At 40.8% G+C, this 20,373-nt stretch carries 18 protein-coding genes; 11 read left to right on the top strand and 7 right to left on the bottom strand.

The window, feature by feature from the left end; genetic code table 11:
• Positions 1-65: 65 nt before the first annotated feature.
• Together BP861_RS14525 and moaA are read right to left on the bottom strand one after the other, a co-directional pair.
• A complete protein-coding gene (locus BP861_RS14525) occupies positions 66-233 on the bottom strand; it encodes a hypothetical protein (protein WP_292376719.1) in 168 nt (55 codons plus the stop codon).
• Between the two features lie 91 nt (positions 234-324).
• Positions 325-1,323: a GTP 3',8-cyclase MoaA gene (gene moaA, locus BP861_RS14520; protein ID WP_292376718.1), complete on the bottom strand. Its 999-nt coding sequence runs from the start codon at positions 1,321-1,323 to the stop codon at positions 325-327.
• Positions 1,324-1,978: 655 nt separating this feature from the next.
• Between moaA and BP861_RS14515 the strand changes: the two genes are divergently transcribed.
• The 3 genes from BP861_RS14515 (at position 1,979) to BP861_RS14505 (ending at position 6,342) form a co-directional block, all read left to right on the top strand.
• Positions 1,979-3,298, top strand: a complete 1,320-nt coding sequence (locus BP861_RS14515) for a cobyrinate a,c-diamide synthase (protein WP_292376717.1) — start codon at positions 1,979-1,981, stop codon at positions 3,296-3,298.
• A 455-nt stretch (positions 3,299-3,753) separates the two neighbouring features.
• A complete protein-coding gene (locus BP861_RS14510; RefSeq protein WP_292376716.1) occupies positions 3,754-4,218 on the top strand; it encodes a glyoxalase/bleomycin resistance/dioxygenase family protein in 465 nt (154 codons plus the stop codon).
• Positions 4,219-4,908: 690 nt separating this feature from the next.
• The gene (locus BP861_RS14505; RefSeq protein ID WP_292376715.1) at positions 4,909-6,342 is read left to right on the top strand and encodes a methanogenesis marker 14 protein; all 1,434 of its coding nucleotides are present in this window, start codon (positions 4,909-4,911) and stop codon (positions 6,340-6,342) included.
• An 88-nt stretch (positions 6,343-6,430) separates the two neighbouring features.
• On the opposite strand, the gene BP861_RS14500 is transcribed toward BP861_RS14505, so the two are convergent.
• Positions 6,431-6,757, bottom strand: coding sequence for a DUF2098 domain-containing protein (locus BP861_RS14500; RefSeq protein ID WP_292376714.1), 327 nt, complete (start codon positions 6,755-6,757; stop codon positions 6,431-6,433).
• Between the two features lie 278 nt (positions 6,758-7,035).
• The gene (gene mptA / locus BP861_RS14495) at positions 7,036-7,995 is read right to left on the bottom strand and encodes a GTP cyclohydrolase MptA (protein ID WP_292376713.1); all 960 of its coding nucleotides are present in this window, start codon (positions 7,993-7,995) and stop codon (positions 7,036-7,038) included.
• Between the two features lie 403 nt (positions 7,996-8,398).
• On the opposite strand from mptA, the gene BP861_RS14490 reads away from it, so the two are divergent.
• Positions 8,399-8,683: a non-histone chromosomal MC1 family protein gene (locus BP861_RS14490; RefSeq protein WP_292376712.1), complete on the top strand. Its 285-nt coding sequence runs from the start codon at positions 8,399-8,401 to the stop codon at positions 8,681-8,683.
• A 235-nt stretch (positions 8,684-8,918) separates the two neighbouring features.
• Positions 8,919-9,818, top strand: a complete 900-nt coding sequence (gene argB, locus BP861_RS14485) for an acetylglutamate kinase (RefSeq protein WP_292376711.1) — start codon at positions 8,919-8,921, stop codon at positions 9,816-9,818.
• A 60-nt stretch (positions 9,819-9,878) separates the two neighbouring features.
• Here argB and BP861_RS14480 read toward each other — a convergent pair whose 3' ends face one another.
• On the bottom strand, positions 9,879-10,919 hold the full coding sequence (locus BP861_RS14480; RefSeq protein ID WP_292376710.1) for an archaeosine biosynthesis radical SAM protein RaSEA: 1,041 nt from the start codon (positions 10,917-10,919) through the stop codon (positions 9,879-9,881).
• Between the two features lie 117 nt (positions 10,920-11,036).
• Entirely contained in the window at positions 11,037-11,954 is a 918-nt protein-coding gene (guaA, locus tag BP861_RS14475) for a glutamine-hydrolyzing GMP synthase (RefSeq protein WP_292376709.1), read from the bottom strand.
• Between the two features lie 507 nt (positions 11,955-12,461).
• Between guaA and BP861_RS14470 the strand changes: the two genes are divergently transcribed.
• Complete coding sequence (locus tag BP861_RS14470; RefSeq protein WP_292376708.1) at positions 12,462-12,596, top strand: hypothetical protein; 135 nt, start codon at positions 12,462-12,464, stop codon at positions 12,594-12,596.
• Positions 12,597-13,278: 682 nt separating this feature from the next.
• Positions 13,279-15,936 carry a DNA helicase RecQ gene (gene recQ, locus BP861_RS14465; RefSeq protein ID WP_292376800.1) on the top strand — a complete coding sequence of 886 codons (2,658 nt, stop codon included), beginning with the start codon at positions 13,279-13,281 and terminating at the stop codon, positions 15,934-15,936.
• A gap of 114 nt (positions 15,937-16,050) precedes the next feature.
• Here the strand turns inward: recQ and hxlA are convergent, their stop codons facing one another.
• A complete protein-coding gene (gene hxlA, locus BP861_RS14460; protein ID WP_292376799.1) occupies positions 16,051-17,331 on the bottom strand; it encodes a 3-hexulose-6-phosphate synthase in 1,281 nt (426 codons plus the stop codon).
• A 365-nt stretch (positions 17,332-17,696) separates the two neighbouring features.
• Here hxlA and BP861_RS14455 point away from each other — a divergent pair, with 365 nt between their 5' ends.
• The 4 genes from BP861_RS14455 to BP861_RS14440 all read left to right on the top strand — a co-directional run bounded on the left by BP861_RS14455 (position 17,697) and on the right by BP861_RS14440 (position 20,326).
• Positions 17,697-18,173 carry a DUF5788 family protein gene (locus BP861_RS14455; RefSeq protein ID WP_292376707.1) on the top strand — a complete coding sequence of 159 codons (477 nt, stop codon included), beginning with the start codon at positions 17,697-17,699 and terminating at the stop codon, positions 18,171-18,173.
• A 103-nt stretch (positions 18,174-18,276) separates the two neighbouring features.
• On the top strand, positions 18,277-19,203 hold the full coding sequence (pyrB, locus tag BP861_RS14450) for an aspartate carbamoyltransferase (protein ID WP_292376706.1): 927 nt from the start codon (positions 18,277-18,279) through the stop codon (positions 19,201-19,203).
• Complete coding sequence (gene pyrI, locus BP861_RS14445) at positions 19,200-19,670, top strand: aspartate carbamoyltransferase regulatory subunit (RefSeq protein WP_292376705.1); 471 nt, start codon at positions 19,200-19,202, stop codon at positions 19,668-19,670. Before pyrB ends, pyrI begins: the two co-directional genes overlap by 4 nt.
• 182 nt (positions 19,671-19,852) lie before the next feature.
• Positions 19,853-20,326, top strand: coding sequence for a DUF5788 family protein (locus BP861_RS14440; protein WP_292376704.1), 474 nt, complete (start codon positions 19,853-19,855; stop codon positions 20,324-20,326).
• Positions 20,327-20,373 lie beyond the last annotated feature (47 nt).

Genomic DNA, 20,373 nt, shown 5'->3' with positions numbered 1-20,373 from the left:
AAAGAAAATCTAGGCCCCGGAAAACTCAAGCTCTTTCTTTTATCCCGAAAACTTGTTTTCTCTTTTTATTCTTCTTTTTCTTCGCCTTTTTCGATATGAATTGAAATCTCCTTCCATCCACTATCTATAGTATGCAACGTTTCTACCATTGCTTTAATAACATTCACTACGATTTTCTGGACAAAATCATTCATCGGGATTTTTCTCCCGTCTACTAAAAGTTCTATCTTCATTTTCTCCCTCCTCATTATCGTATCAACTTATGCTTATGCTTCTGTTTTTCAAATTATTGATTGTTTTAACTTATGCATCTATTTTTTCTCTTCAATCCTTTTTCCCTTTCTCAAGGACACTCACAGGAACACAATATGGTTTCCTCCGGCTTACTGCAAGCTTGAGCAAATCTTCGATCTCTTCGGAACTTTTTGCTTCCCTGACATCCACAAGATTGTTGTTTACCAGCAGGCAGGGCTTGAACTTCCCATCTGCTGTGACCCTGAGCCTGCTGCAATGGGCACAGAATTCCGAGTTATCCATGGGACGAACGAACTCAACCTCCACCCCATTAATAATGTACTTTTTTCGGTGGTGTAAGTGACGCACCTTTATTTCGCTTGCCCTCTCAGCCAGACTTTTTTCAAGAGCTTTCGAATCAATCGTGTACTTCGACAGCCTGGGGTCAATATTCATAAGTTCGATGAGTTGCAGGATAACCATTCCTTTATAAGGTCGGACAAACTCCATCATAGAATCAATTTCGTCGTCGTTTATGCCTTTCAGGAGTACCATATTCAGTTTCACAGGGGTAAGTCCGGCTTCAACTGCACTATTAATACCCCTGATAACCTTCTCAAGAGAGCCAGGGGGCGCTCCGGTAATTGCTTCATATTTTTCAGGAACAAGGGAATCAAGGCTTACGTTTACCCTGTCCAGGCCCGCAGCTTTAAGGGATTTTGCACGTTTTTCAAGCAGGATGCCATTAGTGGTTGCAGAGACTTCTTTTAATGGAGGAAGGCATTTAAGGATTTCTTCGAAATCCTTCCGAAAAAGAGGTTCCCCTCCTGAGAATTTTACTTTATTGACCCCGAATTTTGCAGCCTCCCTTACAATTCCACAGATTAGCTCTGGTTTCATTTCTTTTCCTTCAGGGCCGCAGGTACAACACTCTGCACCTTCATTATGACAGTACATGCATGAAAGGTTACACTTATCAGTTATTGATATCCTGAGTCCTGTTACCTTTCGTCCGTAAGGATCCTCCAGGGTTTGTTTTGGATTTTCTTCTGCAACGTCAGGAGTTCTTTCCGGGTTTTTCTGCTTCATGGCTAGTTAAACTCCCATTTTAAATTTTAGCATGCAACTTTTACTATTTTCAGGCCCTAAACTTTTTTTGTCACTTGAGGGACAAGCGGGACAAATATCTCATACTGGAAATATCTCCATACTAACCCTTACTCCAACTGAATTGGCACTTCTGACAAAGAACCTGAATGTACTAATGATTTTGAGTTGATTGAGTGTACATTGACTGAATAAGTATACTGATACGAATTGAATGCTTGTAGTGATATGAATTCAATGTGTACTAGTAATGATATATGAATATATGATTACCAGAAACAGGAATTAATTATATAACTAAAATTAATTATATAAACAAATTATCTAACTATATAAATATTTCATTCTGCTTATAAAGCAGAAGTCTCCTTCCTCGATATTTTCCTGATATTCTAGCTGTTCTTTCCTCAGGACTAGTATAATCTTTTACTTAAGGTTAATGTGAACGGCTGCAAATACCAAAATTTCCAGAATTTTTCAAAAAAGTAATTATTAGGCATAAATTAGTTATGCTTACTCAAGTGACTTAGCAAAACTTATTCCGAGTCTGTATGATTCTTCTTGAAAACGGTCATAAAAAGCTTATGCAGCCGGATTAATAGATTTAATATATTTTAACGGCAACAATATCCAGCAGATGACAAAAGGAATACTTATTGCAGGAACCCACAGCGGGGTCGGAAAAACGACAGTTTCCATGGGTATCATGGCTGCTCTTAAACACAGACAGCTAAAAGTTCAGCCTTACAAGGTAGGGCCTGACTATATCGATCCTTCGCATCACACTGCAATTTGCGGGCGCCCCTCAAGGAATCTTGACACATATATAATGGGCACGGACGGAGTCGGGCAGACGGTAGCCCGGACAGCAACCGATGCAGATATTGTTGTAGTCGAAGGAGTTATGGGACTCTTTGACGGAATTGACTCTACAGAAATCGCAAGTTCCGCACATGTTGCAAAAACCCTTGACCTACCAGTAATCCTGGTAATCAATGTGCACGGTATGTCCAGAAGTACAGCAGCCCTCCTTAAGGGGTATTCTGAATTCGATCCTGAAGTCAGGGTTGCAGGCATTATCCTGAATCAGGTAGGCAGCCCAAGGCATGTGGAACTCATAAGAAACTCGCTTCCGGGCAACATTCCTATTGTAGGTACGATCCCGAGAAAGAAGGATATCGAGGTTCCTTCCAGACATCTCGGGCTTTATATGGCTCATGAAAAGGACTACAATACTGAGGAAATGGCAGCTTTCATTGAGGAAAACGTTGACCTTGACGCAATACTTGAACTTGCCGAGCCCTGTTCGGTTCCAGAGATCATAAATATCCAGAGACCTGAAGCAGATCTCAGGATTGGAATTGCCATGGACCCAGCTTTTTGTTTCTATTACCCGGATATGTTCGACGCCTTCAGAGATTGCGGAGCTGAAGTCGAATTTTTCAGCCCAATGGCAGGAGAGATTCCGGATGTGGACGGTATTTATCTCGGAGGCGGCTACCCTGAACTTTACGCAGAAACCCTTGAGAAATCAGAAACAACCCGGAAGCTTAAGGGTCTTGCAGCTGATGGTTTGCCCATCTATGCCGAATGCGGTGGCCTTCTTTATCTCTGCGGCACATATGAGATAGAGAACAGGACTTATAAACTCGCAGATGTCGTGCCTGCAAATACACGCATGACAAATCGGCTTAAAGCCCTTGGGTATACTGAAGCCTACCCTCTGGATAAAAACTTCTCTTCTCACAACATCAGGGGCCACGAATTCCACTACTCTCTCACAGAATGCGATCGCGATGCAAAATTTGCATACGAAATGCTGCGCGGAAAAGGTATACAGGACGGTTTTGACGGCCTTATCGAGCACAACACCTTGGCAGGCTATATGCACTCTCATCCTGCTACCTTTCCAGTAAAAAAATTCGTGGAAAAATGCAGGGAATATAGGAGAAGATAAATATTCGTAAGGTAAATATTTTAAAAAAAAATTTTTTAGGTAAGTATTTAAGGATTTTGTCTAGATTCAGGATTAGTGCAGTTACTTGCTTTGCGAGTAACTTTTAATTTTCATATTTTTACTGAGGTGCGTTCTGGCGACTTAATTGAAGTTTTTAATTTTATACAATATTTCTTTTTAATTCATTTCTTTTTAATTCTATAATATTATTTTTCTTTTTGTATCTGAAATTTCAACTTTGTCTGGCATTTTACCTAATACTTTATCAAAAATACTTTCAACCTGTTAGGCTATAATTAATAATGTATAAAATAATTTATAATTGCCAGAGTAATTTTTGGAGTGAAGGAGAATAGACTAGAAGAGAACATATTCGGAAAGAGTACAACAAAAGAGAACCCAGTATAGGAGAAACCCCAGAAGAGAACATATTATTTACAAAAGGAGATAATAAAATGAGATTTATATGTCCACTTATTGTTGTTAATAATATCGAGGCTTCTAGAAGCTTCTATGAAAACGTCCTTAATCAAAAGGTACAGTGTGATTTCGGTGAGAACGTGTCATTTGAAGGCGGTTTCGCTATACACTTGAAATCACATTTTTCAGATTTAATTAACGTAAACGAGAATAATATTGTTCAAAAATCAAATAATTCTGAACTGTATTTTGAAGAAAATGATTTAGATAATTTCCTTCAAAAGCTGAAAGATGTGGATTCCATCAAATATGTACACGAATTAAAAGAGCAGCCATGGGGACAGAGGGTCGTCAGATTTTACGATCCTGATATGCACATTGTTGAGGTTGGTGAACCCATGGAAAGCGTAGTTAAAAGGTTCTTAAGTAAAGGATTATCAATTGAAGAAACCGTAAAACGCACTTTAATGCCAGAGGAATTTGTCAGACAATGTTTATAGATAAGGTGAGACTTAATAAAAACTAGTTTAGAAATTACAAAAGTGATTTCTGGAATTGCTTAGATTATCTACTTCATTTAAGCTTTAGTGAACACTTTTGAGATCTAAGTTATGGATTGGTAGTGTAGAATACTGATTTTAGTAACATATAGTAAAGATAACAGGAACAAATGGCTCTCTAGCAGGAGTCTGAGAAATAATTTAATATTTGTGTATAAAGTTTCAGCAAAATAGAGTTTCATTCTCAACTATGTAATCAGAGTCCCAAGAAACTTTATTTTACAAAGAAGTGACGGTACAGATATTTAAATGAAAACAAAAAGAGAAATGGTTTACTTCAATCCCAACCTGAAGGATAGGGTATTCGCGACCCTTCACGCTCCCGATGTAATAATTACTAATTTACAGTACTTAGCAAAAGTTATTATAGGTTTTAATGAATACCTTCTTTAAACCTTTAACAATCCACTCCTGTTGATCTTTTTATAAAGTTGGAGAAGTACTACTTTTTCCGATTAATCTGAATTCAAATACTGGCTTTCTAATATTAAAAACATAAGTTTTATCCTGACTGACTTTAATTAGGTTTGAATAATCTTCAAAATGAGTCTATATTGTTTTTAGATTAAGTTCGCACGATGATTTGTACTAAATCGAGTTTATGTACAGGTTTTTAGGAAGGAATTAAAAATGGCTCTGAAACCCAGAATTACAGAATCCCCTCAAGTTCGTTTGATTGACCTTAAGTCAAAACCTTTCTTTATTGTAGCTTCCGTAGAGGTTGGAAACACTACAACCAAATGTATTCTTACAGCTACTAATATGGATACCGGAAGGACTCATATTATAAATAAGGTTGTGCGGATGACCAGAGATGTCCGTCCCCCCAAACCCGGAGAAGTCGTATTCGGGAAGACTCTCACAGGTGTGGAACTTACTCGTGAATCCGTTGCAGAACTGGTACGTGGCACCCTGACCGAATCAATGGCAGAAGCAAATCTGGATATAAAAACCGATCTGGACTTCGTAGTTCGTTCCACTGGTGTTGTTGCAGGTTTCGACTCCCCTGAAGAAGTGGGCGAATTTATTAAGGCTCTGGCAGATGGATGCCTGATGGCAGGAGTTCCCCCAAAAAATATGACACCACCAATGTCCATCTCAAATATCTCCAAAAAGTTCCAAAAGTACAGTAAACTTGAAAAGGTAATCTTTGATGGGGCTGTAGCCGGAGTATTGCCTCCTATAGGTTCTACAGGCGTTGAGATCGTTGCAAACGAGATGGAAGGGGAGCTTGCAACTGCAGGAATTAAGGAGGCAGCTAAACTTACAGATGTTGATTTCAGGAATCCCTGTATATCAATTGACTTCGGTACAACTCTTGATGGCAGGATCACAAATTCAGACCAACCATATGCAAAAACAGTGGGCAACTTCTGCGGCTATGCCGGGGCGATTCCTGACGCAATTATCCGGGGTTCAAAGATTGTGGACTCTAAAGTAGGAACTGCCCTTGAGGTTTTTGAAAAAGAGAAACCGCCTTCTTTCCTTACTTTAAAGATGAAGGGTAAGGCGATTGAGGCGTATGCAAAGCGTATTCAGGAACTGATTATTATCGAAAAAGTTCCAAGAGATAGAACGAGATATGGAAGCGTGCCTGTAAGTCCTGATGCAGCTGAGCAGATCGGCGTAACACTTATAGGGTGCGATGTAGGAGTAAACGGTTCCGATATGGGCAAGCTTAGTGCGATAGGCATGGAAATCTGTAAGACTCATGGACTTCAGGTTGTTTATGCTGTCATTGATGAGGTTATGGCAGACGTGGTTTGCAGGTTGGTCAAGGTTGCAAAAGAATCCAGGCTTGTTTTTGAGGATACAACTATAGGAATCACTGGCAGGGCAGGGATTACTGGGAACAAACCTAAGTTGATCCTGAAACGTCTGGAGGAGCTGAATCTTGCTCCAAAAATCGATGAGAGAGTAGTCTTCGTGGATGACGGACTTGCCAGAGGCGCAGCCGTAATGGCTCGATGCATGAATTCTCTAGGCTCCCCGCAAAACCCCCTTGGCGGCAAGCATGGTGGGAAATGTATTCTTGCACAGAGGATAAAATTGCAGGATAAATGATACTGAAAAATCGGAAATACTGAAAACATTTAATATGCAAAGAACTTGAAACATTAAAAGAGAAAATTTTAAAATGCAGCAAGAGGAATTAACCTCCTGCACCTCCTCCTCCTGCTTTTCCGAGGTCGAAGGCTTGCATTGTTTCTCTTTCTTTTCTAAATCTTTCTTTCAGTTCTTCGGTAGTGAATTCCCTTTCTTCTTTCTTTTCTTTTACTTTAATGTCAGTTGGCTCCAGAGTTTCCTCCCTGTACCAAAGATCTGTATTTTCAAGCAAAACCCATACCTTTCCCTGCTCGTCTTTTTTAATCTCAGTTACGCGGCTGACCGTATCACTGTTTACGTATTTTACGGCATCTCCCGCTTTGATGGGTTTTTTATTTCGCCCTACTGCTGTGATTACTTCAGCATCAGCCATGCTCTCACCTCAAAGGCTTCCAGGACGCTGCATTTCAGGCCCTGCAAAAGTCCCTTCCTGTAATTTTACTACTTATAGGTTGTCCAGGCCCTCTAATAAAGTTTATGTGGGTTAAGCCCTGGGAGCCTCCATAGCACTTTTTAAAAAGTTGTATTAAAAACTATGTAGAAATTGTTTTGATTGACCTTTTTGGAAGTCTCTGCGGAGCAGAGCTTTTTCAGAGACTTCTAGGGTTCAAAAAAAATATAGAATTAGTCTATTCGTACTCTTCTTTTTCTTTAGCATTGATTAATTTCTTTTCTGAGATCTCCCATCAGAGCAACTCTTTCTGCATAGGCATTGTGCCTGTGAATGCTTTCCTCATTGGTTTGCTTGATAGTGATTACTGCATTATCAGGAAGGTTCGGGAACTCTTTTACTATATTGTCTGCCATAGTTCTTACACAGTCTTCCACAAATTTCGGGTTCGTATGTGCAGTTTCCACAACGACCTTTTCGTCTGAGCGTTTCAGGACCTCATACACGCTTGAACTCATAGAAGTATCAATAATATTGATGATATTTTCAAGGGAAACATCGAAATCATGTGCGACCTTGATTGAGATAATGCCTCTTCCCCGCTGGTTATGAGTAGCCATAGGGACCTTCTCCAGGAATTTTATAATCGTATCCCTATCAACTCCAAGCTCGGAAAGCTCATTTGCAGCTTTATCTCGCATAATCTCCTGAGCGCAGGGACAAGCTGTCATTCCTACAACTTCAGCACCTATTAACTTCTTTACATCAAAATAATCATCGTTGCCCTGTCCCCTTACAGCCGATGCTTCAGCAAAAATGTTTACGACTTCCTGGCATTTGATTCCGGTGGCTGGGGAAGCACGCCTGATCATATATTCGCTTGTCATCCTAACTTCGGCCTGGTTGGCATATTCATGCCTACCAAGCAAGTTATGTGCGATATCACTGCAAAGCTGCTCAATTTCGTATACGGGCATGCTGAGTATTTTTTCCAGTACTTCATCTACAGCTTCAAAGTTCCTTGAGAGATTTGCTCCCTTCCGATCGGATGGCAGGTCAACAAAAACGTCAAAAGTTGAAATCAGTACGATAGGACGTTTGTCTTTTCTCTTGATTTCAACGAGTTTTTTTACATTTGTTACCCCTACACGGGTAAGGTTTATAGCTATGCTTGGTTTGCTGGCCTGGACGTCCGGGAGGTTGAAAGTACACTGTTCCATAATTAACCAGATCCATGAAAAGATAAATGTTTAATTTTGTAAAATGAATTTGATAATACGCAATTTTATTCCATTTGGAAAAATATAATGATCATAAGTAGTGTTATAGCATGTAAAGTTTGTGCTTTCTAGGGTCTTTTTCCAAAAGTACAATAAAGCTTAAGTTTCAAGATTACCCAAAATCCATTTCCTGAAACTTATTTTGAACTCCATTTCTAACAAAGTATAATTATTTAAATATTTCCTACTTTGCAATAATATGAAAAAAATTTAGTTTATATACCTTTTGCAAATTGAGGCTAATTTTACATAAACCAATATCCATAGGCAACATCCTGAAGAAAGATTTTATATACTTTAAAACTTAATCAGTGTCTAGCAATTCATTTGCGAGGTGACCTTTATGTCCAACACAAGAAATTTTGTTTTACGAGACGAAGAAGGCAATGAGCACGGTGTTTTCACTGGGAAACAGCCTCGGCAGGCTGCCCTGAAAGCTGCAAACCGGGGCACCGGGACTAAAGCCAAACCGGATATTATCCGCCTCAGAGAACGCGGGACAAAGAAGGTGCACGTTTTCAAGGCATGGAAGGAACTGGTCGAAGCCCCCAAAAATAGGCCTGACTGGATGCCTGAGAAAATCAGCAAGCCCTTTGTCAAGAAAGAAAAAATAGAAAAGCTCGAGTAAACCTGATAAATTAATGTTTCTCACATACCCTGAAAATAGGGTTCTTTCTTTTTCTTCAATATCTAGATACAGAATTAGCCTGGACTAGTCTTTAATTTTTAATACTATCCGGGCTGACTTATTTCTAACATTTCCTTGAAATTAATAATTTTGTCTTTATTCTTACATGCGCCTTCTCGCTTTCACCAGAACCTTTAACGATAAGTTTAAAAACAGATTTTCTGATTCCTACATCATGGAACTGAAGAGAGAGAACGTGCTCATTGAAGCCCTGCCTTATATGCAGGAGTTCTATGACTCAATCATGGTTATCAAAGTGGGCGGAAATGCAATGGTTAGTGCCCAGATCATGGAAGATATTATAAAAGATATTGTGCTCCTGCGCTATGTGGGAATTAAACCTGTTATTGTACATGGGGGCGGGCCTGAGATTACGGAAAAAATGGAGCGGATGGGCAAAAAAGCTGAGTTTTTCCAGGGCTTACGTATTACGGACGACGAGACGATGGAAATTGCCAGGATGGTGCTTGTCGGGAATATAAATACCAAAATCGTGTCTCTTATCGGGGTTTGCGGAGGAAAAGGCATTGGGCTTACCGGCCACGATGGAAGAATGATCCTTGGTCATAAACAGGCTGCAAAGAAAGTAGTAGTTAATGGTGTTGAGACTGAAGTTGATATTGGCTGGGTTGGCGAGAGTGAAGTAATTAATCCTAATATTCTCCATATAGTGCTTAATAACGGGTACATTCCTGTCATCTCTCCTATTGCTGTGGATGCGAAGGGTAATGCCCTGAATATCAATGCCGATATAGTGGCAGGCGACATTGCTGCTGCTTTGCACGCGAAAAAGCTTATCCTGATGACCGATGTCTCGGGGCTGCTTAAAAATATAAACGATCCTGACAGCCGCATCTCCCGTGTAACTCTGGATGATATCGATCCTCTGATTGCTGAAGGTATTATAAAGGGAGGTATGATACCAAAACTCAAAGGCGCAGCAGTCGCAGTTAAAAACGGGGTCGAGAGAGCCCATATAATAAATGGAAGTATTTCTCATTCCATGCTTCTTGAACTTTTTACTGACTGCGGAGTCGGAACCATGGTCTGCAAGTTGGAAAAGCCAAAAGAATAAATATGAAGAAAAATTTACTGGCGCCGATAGTTGTTTTCAGGCGCCTGTTTTTACTATTTTTTAATCCAGGATAGGGGTTCCGTAGGTAAAGTCTTCAAGTTCCAGGACTTTCCTCCAGAGTTCTTTGCATTCACAGTCTATTTTGCTGAGATCTTCCGGGTTCTGGGTGAGTGAAAAAGTCCTGAGAGAATCTGCAACATCCGAGCTGCAGATTTTGCAATTGTGGGGGCCACGTTTTGAGCCTGCCCCGACCGGATCTGACATAAGAGGAAGGTCAGGATGAGCAGCTTTTGCTCTTTGCAGGATTTCTACAATGCTCCAGAGCCAGGGAGGGCGATATTGTCCTTTTTCCCAGAGAGCTTCTACAAGGGTACCTTTCTGGACATTGCAGAGATTGATCGATATCGTGTCAGAGTAAGGGGCAGCATCATCTATGGAACGGATAATATCTTCCAGAGCCTGACGCTCAGAGAGAAAGAGAGGTTTTAGCATCAGATATGCTTTCACGGTTGCCCCATTTTTTCTTGCGATTTCTGCGGCACGGACAAAGTCCCTGAAAGTAAAACCTTTGTTAATAGAGTCCCTTCGGATCCTGTCCGAACTTGTCTCCAGCCCGAAAGCCAGCTCAAATGGCTTATTTTCCAGGATCTTGAGACACCCTTGAACGTTTTCTTCGGTTACGAAGTTAGGGCGGGTTTCCGCAAGTACCTTGACTACCCTGGAGTCGTCTGCAAGAGTTTTGAGGATTGTATCTCTTGCCTCAGAAGGGACCTCCTGCTCGTCAAGAAAACTGCCTGAGGTGAAGATTTTGACCATAAACTCAGGGAATTTTTCAGCTTTCTTCATTGCTCTTGCAAGCTGGGCCTTGTAATCCTCAAGAGATGGGGGCTCACTTGCGCAGTCATAGACATAACCGCACATAGTACATCCTCCGGCTTTTCCCCAGCGGCAGCCTGCGCTCTTGAAGATTACAGTTAAAGTCTTTACCTGAGTTCCATTTACAAGGTCGACTCCTGTCCAGCTTGCTGCAGGTTCATTGGTAGGAGAAGGTCTTACTTTAATCCGCTGGCGGATTTCCATTACTGCTTTATTCAGGGTCATGGGCGTAAAAACTCGCTTTGTGGCTTGCTTATAATTGTAAATAAGATTTTTGAAGCTGAAAAGCAGCTTCATGTTATTTTTTATTTTTACAAGTCTAATTCTTTTATGGCTTTTACTTCACTCAAACTCGATTGTTGCAGGCGGCTTGGGAGTAATATCATAAACCACTCTGGCTACTTTCGGAATTTCAGAAGTGATTCTTGATTCCAGCTTTTTGAGTACATCCCAGGGAAGTTCAAGTGCTTCCGCCGTCATTCCGTCTCTTGAGCCTACCGCCCTTACAGCTATGATCCAGCCGTAAGCCCGGATATCTCCCTTTACTCCTGTTCCTTTGCCAAGCACAGCAGCAAAAGTTTGCCAGGGGCAGAACCTGTCAAGAAGCTCTTCTTCTACTATAAAGTTTGCTTCCCGTACAACCTCAAGTTTCTCTTCTGTAATTTCTCCAAGAATCCGTACAGCCAGGCCAGGTCCTGGGAAAGGCATCCTTTCGCAGATCTCGTCAGGTAACTGGAGCGCCCAGGCAACTTCCCTAACTTCATCTTTATAAAGGTCTTCTATAGGTTCGACAATCTTCTTGAAGTCCATTACGCTGGGCAGCCCTCCAACATTGTGGTGGGATTTGATCCCGCCTTCGGACTCGATCCTGTCAGGATAAATTGTGCCCTGGATTAAATAATCGGCTGCAAGTTTTCTTGCCTCTTCTTCAAAGACCCGGATGAAAGTTTCGCCTATAGCTTTTCTTTTCTCTTCAGGGTCAATTACGCCTTCCAAGGCTGCAAGGAACCTGTCTTTTGCATACACAACGTCCAGGTTCATATGGGAGAAAATATGTTTTATTCTCTCGGTTTCTCCTTTCCTCATTAGCCCTGTGTCAATATAGATTGGCTGCAGCCTGTCCCCAATTGCCCTGTAAGCCAGTTCCGCGCAAACAGAACTGTCCACTCCACCCGAAAGTGCAATAATTGCTCTCCCGTCCTGAATTTCCTTGCTAATTTTCTCAACTGCTTTTGGAATGAATTTTTCGGGTTTTACCATTGAAATGCTCCTTAATGATGCTAAACTGAAATCCTTTGAAAAAATGATCGTGATCAGTGAATACTGTCCAAACTATCTAAATTTGATTATTTTATTGTGATATATGAGTCTGTGCATGGGGGTTTTGATATTTAAAGGTATCATAAAGGAATTCATAATATAAGTGAAAATATTTTACTTCTGCTAAGATGAAATCAATTTTGTGTAATCTTTTTCATCTAAAAGTTATAAAACGTAAAACTGTATTTTTCTTTAATCTCCCGTTCTGGGTTTCAGCTTATATCTTACTGCCCAGTAACTTATTGGGTGGTAAGATCTCTTTAAATGGAGCCGAAAACTCACCTCCTGAAGACTTTTGGGAAATTACGCTTGATAAGGAAAAGCAAGTTAATTCTACACAGACAGAAATTTAAGTCTACCTTTTTCAGAAAATTAAAAATTAGAATTATATACAAAGCTTTTCCAAAAATATTCCTATTAAAATCCCGAGAGGAATTGGTGATAGGAATGGACAGTGAGAACTATGAGGTTGTTGATAAGCTTGAAAGGATTGCAAACTCCCTGGAGAGCCTGGCAGAGTCGCAGAAAAGAGTAGCTGATACTTTGGAGTGGATTGCAAAGGAAAAGGGAATCTTAGGTTAAGTTGGGAGAAAACTTATTGAATAAGATAAGTATGCCAAAATGGAAATTCGCGGAAAACTGAAACATAGGTGGCTGGCAAAGCAGCATAACTGAAGAGGAAGATAAGAAGTGCCTGGGTGTAGCCACACTCCTGATCTTCCTATCCTTACCTCAAATCAAACATTAATAATGCTGACGCTAGAAACCAGTAAACCATTTGCTTATTTTCCATTTTTCAACCTTCAATCATTTTCATACTTTTTCCTCGTTTGGTGATCTGATTTTTTTCCTTTCTAAACCTTTTTTAATCTACTATTTTGGGAGGTCTTCGATGTATATCCAGAGCTTACAGTTAATATATCCGAATACTTTCACCCCGTACACCTGCAACTTAAATATGATGAGCTTTAAACATCACAGCGTCAGGATTCTATAACTGGCAGACTTATACCAATATCTGATTTATCATATCATGGGAACAATCTATCATATACATGGAGATTTGTCTACCATAAACATAGGAATTCATAAAAACGGAAAATGTTTAGGATATAGCTGTGCATGAGAGCATATCCATACCTTGATTTCTCCGGATCTTCCGAGATTTATATTCTGGCTTGACATTGATTCTACAGGTCAGGAGGATTTGAAAACGAGCACTGAGTATGATTTCTTTAAGGAGAGTAAACGCGAGCTTGAGCCAATGCCTTCGCTGTCTGCCAGAATATACTCAGCCCTGTACCAGTATTTCGGATACACTTCTTTTCGTCCATTGCAGGAGGAAATTATTAGGGATGTTCTGGAAAGAAAAGACGTTTTCGTACTCATGCCCACTGGCGGGGGTAAGTCAATGTGCTACCAGCTGCCTGCCCTTCTTATGGAAGGAGTTACAATTGTTGTTTCCCCCTTGATTTCCCTGATGAAAGACCAGGTTGACGGCCTTGAAGCAAACGGAATTGCTGCAGCCTGTATGAACAGTTCCCAGAGCGCCAGAGAACTTCGGGACGTGAAGACTGCTTTCCTCGAAAACCGGTTAAAAGTTCTTTACGTCGCTCCAGAGAGGCTCATGATGCCAGGAACCTTTGCCCTTTTGAAAAAAGGGAAGGTCAGCCTCTTTGCAATTGACGAGGCCCACTGCATTTCCGAATGGGGTCATGATTTCCGGCCTGAGTACAGGAAATTGAAACTTTTGAGGGACCCTAAAACAGGCTTTCCCAATATCCCAATTATTGCGCTTACTGCAACTGCTACCGAAAGGGTTCGAGAAGATATTATATCACAACTTAACCTTCGTATAGCTCCGGAAAAAGGGCCTTATGTAGCCAGTTTTAACCGAAAAAACCTTTACTATGAAGTCAGGCCAAAGAAGGAGACTTTTTCCGAGATTACAGGCTATCTGCGCAGGCATAGAGGCGAAGCAGGAATTATCTACTGCCAGAGCAGAAATAGCGTCGAAGCCCTTACAAAAAAATTGAACCTTGCAGGTTTTAGGGCTCTTCCCTATCATGCAGGACTTTCGGATTCCGAGAGAAACCGAAATCAGGAGATGTTCATTAAAGATGACGTGGACATCATAGTAGCTACAATCGCTTTTGGGATGGGGATTGATAAATCCAATGTACGTTTTGTAATACACTATGATCTCCCCAGAAATCTTGAAAGCTATTACCAAGAAACCGGTAGGGGCGGAAGGGATGGAAGCCCATGCGAATGTATCCTTTTTTTCAGCAGAGGGGACCGCTTCAAGATAGAGTACTTTATCTCACAGAAGACAAACGAAAAGGAAAAGGACATTTCTCTTGTGCAATTAAGGCAAATGGTAGCTTATTGCGAGGCAAATAAATGCAGGCGCCAGATCTTAATGGAATATTTCGGTGAAGAGCTTTCAGAATCCTGTGGAAACTGTGACTGCTGCCTTAGTCCGAAAGATACCTTTGATGGGACTGAGGCTGCGAAAAAATTGATAACCTGTGTTCAGGAACTGAATCAGCGCTTTGGCACAAACTATGTTATTGATGTCCTCACAGGATCAAAAAATAAAAAGATCCGACAAAATCGTCACGAAAAATTGAAAAGCCATGGCATTGGTAGGGAATTTACAAAAGAACAATGGAGATCATTAGCTTCCGAGATGATAAATACCGGACTTCTGGATGTAAGCGGGGCACAGTATCCTGTGTTGAAGCTGAATGCCATGAGCAGAAAAATACTGAAAGGCCTGGAACAAATAGAGCTTGTATGCCCTGAAGGTTTTGCTCCTGAGGCTGAAGAAAGTTTAATACTTTCTACAGCTACCAGTGCAAAAGGAAAACCAGCCGATGACATAGAGTTTTCTGCAGAAGGTACCTTCCCAGAAAAATTTTCAGTTGCTTCTGACATCCTGAAAGCATCAGATGCGAAAAAAACCATAAAATCAGGAAAAGAGCCTGATCCTATCCTTTTTGAGCGGTTAAAAGCTCTAAGAAAGGATATCTCTATAAAGAAAAACCTTCCTCCTTATATTGTTTTCTCTGATACCTCTCTTAAGGAAATGGCTACAAGATTTCCGCATAGCCTTGAGGAGTTTCATTCAATTACAGGGGTTGGAGAATATAAACTAAGAAAATACGGGGATGTTTTTCTCAAGGAAATTGAAAATTATTGCAGAGATTACAATTTAGTTCCCGCTGAAAAATCCGCTGAAAAACCCACTGAAAAATCTGCTGAAAAACCTGAAAAACCGGAGATCGCCTGTAAAAATCCTGAGCGAGAGGAAATAATCTCACAAGAAATTGTTCAAAACGATGAAAATTCCGAAGCTGAGATCGAGATGCTCGGGCCTAATATGCCCGATCCTGAATCTGACAGCATAAACAGCTTGGAAGCTTGCAACTTATCTACAAAAAGAATAAGATATCTGGATACAAGCATTCAGGATTGGTCAGAGAGAAGCTCTTCAGCACGCGACTCCAGGGAAATAGATTCAACAGATATTTTGCCTGAATCAGAGACTGTAGACGGCGTCAAAACAGATTCTTCTAACTCCAGTTCTTTTGAAAAGGATTCTCTGCAAAGAACTTTTTCTCTTTTTACGCAAGGGCTCGGGATCGATGAGATTGCTGACATCCAGGGCATGAGTATCAGAACTGTTTTCAGGCAGCTTGAACAACTCATCCTTTCTGGAAATATCAGGAGTATTGGAAGAATCTTGCCTCCCAAAAGACAACAGCAGATAAAAGCTGCACTGGAAAGCTTAGAAATTGAGCTGGATTCCCTGCTTCGGACAAGGTTAGGTAAGAACTGCCAGGAAGAAGAAATGAAATTTGTCAGGGCCCTCCTTCTGTCCAGAATCTGCTTTTCCCAGTCTGAGGAAGGCGAGTAAAACTTTCTCCTGCAAATTTCGCTGTTTTTCTCCGATTTTTATGATTTTATTGTCTTTTTATTCTCACTTACGTTTTAGTCTTTTTTTTGGTCTGAGTTCTGAAAGCGGGGTCATTCAACGCTTTTCCCATTTCTTCAGATTCATTATCTCAGACAGCGTTCCCCCTCTTTTGATTTCATCGAAGAGTCTTTTTTCGGTTTTGTAAACCTCTTTTGCTCTTCTTGCCAGCTCGTATGCCCTCTCTGCTGGAATTACCACAACACCGCTTTCATCGCCCACAATATAATCTCCTGGCTTCACGGTCTGGCCACCACAGGTAATCTCAGCATTGATTTCTCCAAAACCTTTAGGATCCCCAGCGTTAGGTACTGTATTGCTTGTATAAATGGGAAGTCCCAAGTTTTCGACTTCGTCAATATCCCTGACAGCGCCCTCTATTACCACGCCTGCAATTCCCTTGTTTAAGGAACTCCAGGTTGCAAGTCCTCCCCAGCAGGCAATATCCTTGTTTTCGTTGTAAATAACGAGTACATCTCCTTCTTTTGCAACATCAATTGCTTCCACAGGTTTTGCCCAGTCTCCGGGAAAAGTCTGCACGGTAACTGCAGTTCCTACCATTTTTCCTCTTACTAGAGGGTGAATGCCTTTCATCGCGCCTTTCCTGTGCATGGCATCCGAAATGTTTGAAGTGGATACTTCCTTAAGAATTGCCCTGATTTCTTGGTCTATAGTGCCGGCAGTGCGGATTTCCACAGCGTCCGGGGAGTCTACACTCTGCCGGATTTTTCTTGCGGCTTCAGTTACGTTGTCAGAGTGGGTAATATTCCCTCCGACAATTATAATTTTAGCTCCAGCTTTGACCGCCTGCACTGCAGTATTTGCATCAAGCCCTCCAGCGACTGCAAGCTGTACGTTGACTCTCTGTGAAATTTCGTTGAGAAGAGATATGGGGTCTTTTCCCATCATCTGCTGGTCTATGCCTATATGTACATTAACATAGTCCACGCCCAGAGCCTCAAGTTCGATTACTCTTTTTACAGGGTCAGGAGCCGAAATGAGGTCTGCCATCAATCTGACACCATATTTATGGGCTGAACGGAGAGCATCAAGTAGTGTAGAATCATCTGCGCTCCCTAGCACAATAACGACATCAGCCCCAGCTTTTGCTGCCATCTCGACTTCTATAGCGCCTGTGTCTACAGTTTTCATATCTGCCAGAATCGTTCGGTCTGGAAAAGCTTTCCTCATTGTGCGAATTGCATCCATTCCTTCACTTTTTATCAGAGGGGTTCCAATTTCAATCCAGTCCGCACCCCCTGCTATCGCCTCTTTTGCAATCTCTACTGCGCGATCCAATTCCAGAAGATCAAGTGCAACCTGAATTATCGGAGCTATGGTATCACCTCAAGTGAAAAATCGAAAAAGCTGAAATTTTCAAGCATTTTTATATCAGATGTCCTGTATATTTTCATTCTGTTTTTATTCTGGATTCCTATCGAATTTCCGGTTTTTGTATTGATTAGCTTAATTTATTCTTTTAATTTAATCCTCTTTATTTGATTCTTTTAAATTTATTCTTTTATTTTGATTTGAATTATCTTATTTTTGTATGTGAGTTTTTCATTACCTATATTTCTTTTTATTTGCGACTGTTTTTGTGTTAATGTTGTTATTTTATATTTGAAGTTCACAGATTAAGAATGAATTTTAACTAGTTGTCATAGAAATTTGACGAGCATACAATATCTTGGGGGAGGACGATGGAGGAAAACCGTGGAATATGCAAGAAAAAAGCCTCTGAAAATTATATAACCGATGAAGAACGCAGGCAGCTACTTTCGGCTCTGCATTCTCGCCTTTTCTGGGTTGGTCAGCATATTCCGGATTATATTGAATTTGAAGGAGAAACTTATCCTCTGCACAACTATGTATGGGAATTGATTCAAAAAGGCGAACTTAGTGTAGCTGAAAAATCCAGGATAGATAAATGTATCGAAATAATTTCAGCAAAGGAAATGGAAGAGGAAAAGGAACTTGAAGAGAAGTCCCTTACCTCGGAAGAAGCAAGAAAACTCTATCATGAGACTGCAGGTTTATTGCGTGCAATAACAGATCTTAAGGAAATCGAGAGCGGAACATTTAAAGAAAATACAAAATGCTTTCAGGAAAAGTTCGATAATCAGAGGATTAAAGATGCAAAGCTCTGGCTTGAATTTATCAATAAGGTATCTAAGTGAAGTACCAAAATTGATATGCGGAGATAGAATTTAATTCCTTAAGTACTCTTAGTTATTTCTGGAGCAAAGGTTATATCTCTGGGAATCACTTTATGAAAATAGGATGTCATTTAAGAACAGACACATCATCTCTATGAAGGACTTTTCGCGGGAAGAAATTGATTACATTCTGGACACAGCAGAAAGGCTTGAGCCTGTGGCCAGAGGTGAGGAAAGGTCCCGGCTGCTGGATGGAAAAATTATAGCTCTTCTTTTTTTTGAACCAAGCACAAGGACAAGGCTGTCTTTTGAGGCTGCTGCGCAGAGACTCGGAGGAGAGGTTCTCAACCTGGGGTCCATAGAGGCAAGTTCAGTGATGAAGGGAGAAAATCTTGCCGATACTATCCGTGTAATCAGCAACTATGCAGATCTTATAGTGTTGCGTCATCCCCTTGACGGATCAGCACGAATGGCTGCGGAATTTGCAACCGTCCCTATAATCAATGGTGGAGACGGCTCTTTACACCACCCTTCACAAACTTTCCTTGACCTTTATACTATTCGCAGAGAAAGCCATCTTGAGGGCCTGAAGATAGCTATGGCAGGGGATCTAAAATATGGAAGAACAGTTCATTCCCTATGCTATGCCCTATCCCTGTATGGAGCTGAAATGACTTTCGTTTCGCCTCCTGAACTCAGGATGCCCCAAGAGATTGTAAGGGATCTTCAAAAGAATGGAATCCACATCAGGGAAACCGATTCCCTTGAGGAAATAATTGGAGACGTCGAGGTCCTTTATATGACAAGGGTTCAAAGAGAACGTTTCCCTGATCCTGAAGAATATGAGAAGGTCAAAAACAGGTTGAAAGTTACAGGTGACCTATTGAAAAATGCAGATCCGAAACTTAAGATTCTTCATCCTCTACCACGGGTCAACGAAATCTCTCCTGAAGTGGATGCAACACCATATGCATGTTATTTCGAGCAGGCTTTCTATGGGGTTCCTACGCGGATGGCACTTCTTGCTCTTGCTACAGGAGTGATTGAATGAAGGAAAAACGAGACCTTAAGATCCAGGCTATTGAGAAAGGAACAGTTATTGATCATATAAAGGCAGGACAAGCCTTAAATGTTCTGCGCATACTTGGGATTTCCAGTGCTTTTCGAGCTACCATCAGCTTTGTCATGAATGCTCTTGGTGCCAGAGGCAAAAAAGACGTTGTGAAAATTGAAGGCAAGGAACTGAGTGTAGAGGAGCTTAATAGGATTGCCCTTATCTCTCCGAAAGCCACTATTAATATTATAAGGGATTTTGAAGTAGTTCAGAAAAATAATGTTGTACTCCCTTCTTATGTTGAAGGCGTTGTACGTTGTATCAATTCTAACTGTATTTCTAACAGCAGCGAACCTATAAAATCCAAATTTTCCGTGCTTCAGTCAGAAGAAGAAGGGGTAATTCTACGCTGCCTTTACTGCGAACATGTAATTTCAGAAAATATAGCCGAAAATTTACTGTAAAGATGACTTTCAGTGAAGCTAAAATCAATTTTTTTCTTTTATCTTGGAGTTCTCTCAGAACTTAAGCTCTCAGAACTTAAGTGTTCAGAGAAATATTGTTTCAGTATAACAGTGAATCTGATCTTAATAGTGAGTCTGATCTTGCAGTTTTAATTGCTACTTATTTTCAGGGGAAGTTGTTCATGGTAAAAAGCGATAATGACACGGAAGAAGCAGATGAAGAATGTCTTAGTTATGAAGAGCGCAATAAACTCCTATGGAGCCTCAGGAGTGACTTTGCTTGGGCAGGAAAGAAAATCCCTGAAAGCGTAGAGATCGATGGGTGCGAGTACAAACTCAGGGACATGGTTAGAGGGCTGAGCGAGAAAGAATCGCTGGATACGGATAAGGCTGCCGAAATAAAGGCTTTAATTCCAAAATTGGAAGAAAAGTCAAAAGCAGACGAAGAACTACTGGAGACTGAAGAACTTACAAAAACAGAGGCTAAAGCCCTCTATGAAGAGGCAACTGGGCTTCTGCGGGCCTCAATGGAATTAAAAGACAAACTTGAGGGGAAAGGCGGGGAAAAAAGCGTCGATGAGTTTAAGCGGATGCTCAATATCCAGAAGATAGTGGACGAAAAGCGCTTTCAGGAGCTTATTAAAAGTTTAAAGTAATGATTTTTTTCATCGGGCACCATCCCATCAATTTTCTAAAATATTTT

This window comes from Methanosarcina sp. UBA411 (assembly GCF_002495725.1).
Lineage (GTDB): Archaea > Halobacteriota > Methanosarcinia > Methanosarcinales > Methanosarcinaceae > Methanosarcina.
The sequence above is the reverse complement of the archived record's forward strand: the minus strand, read 5'-3'. Positions and strand labels throughout refer to the sequence as shown.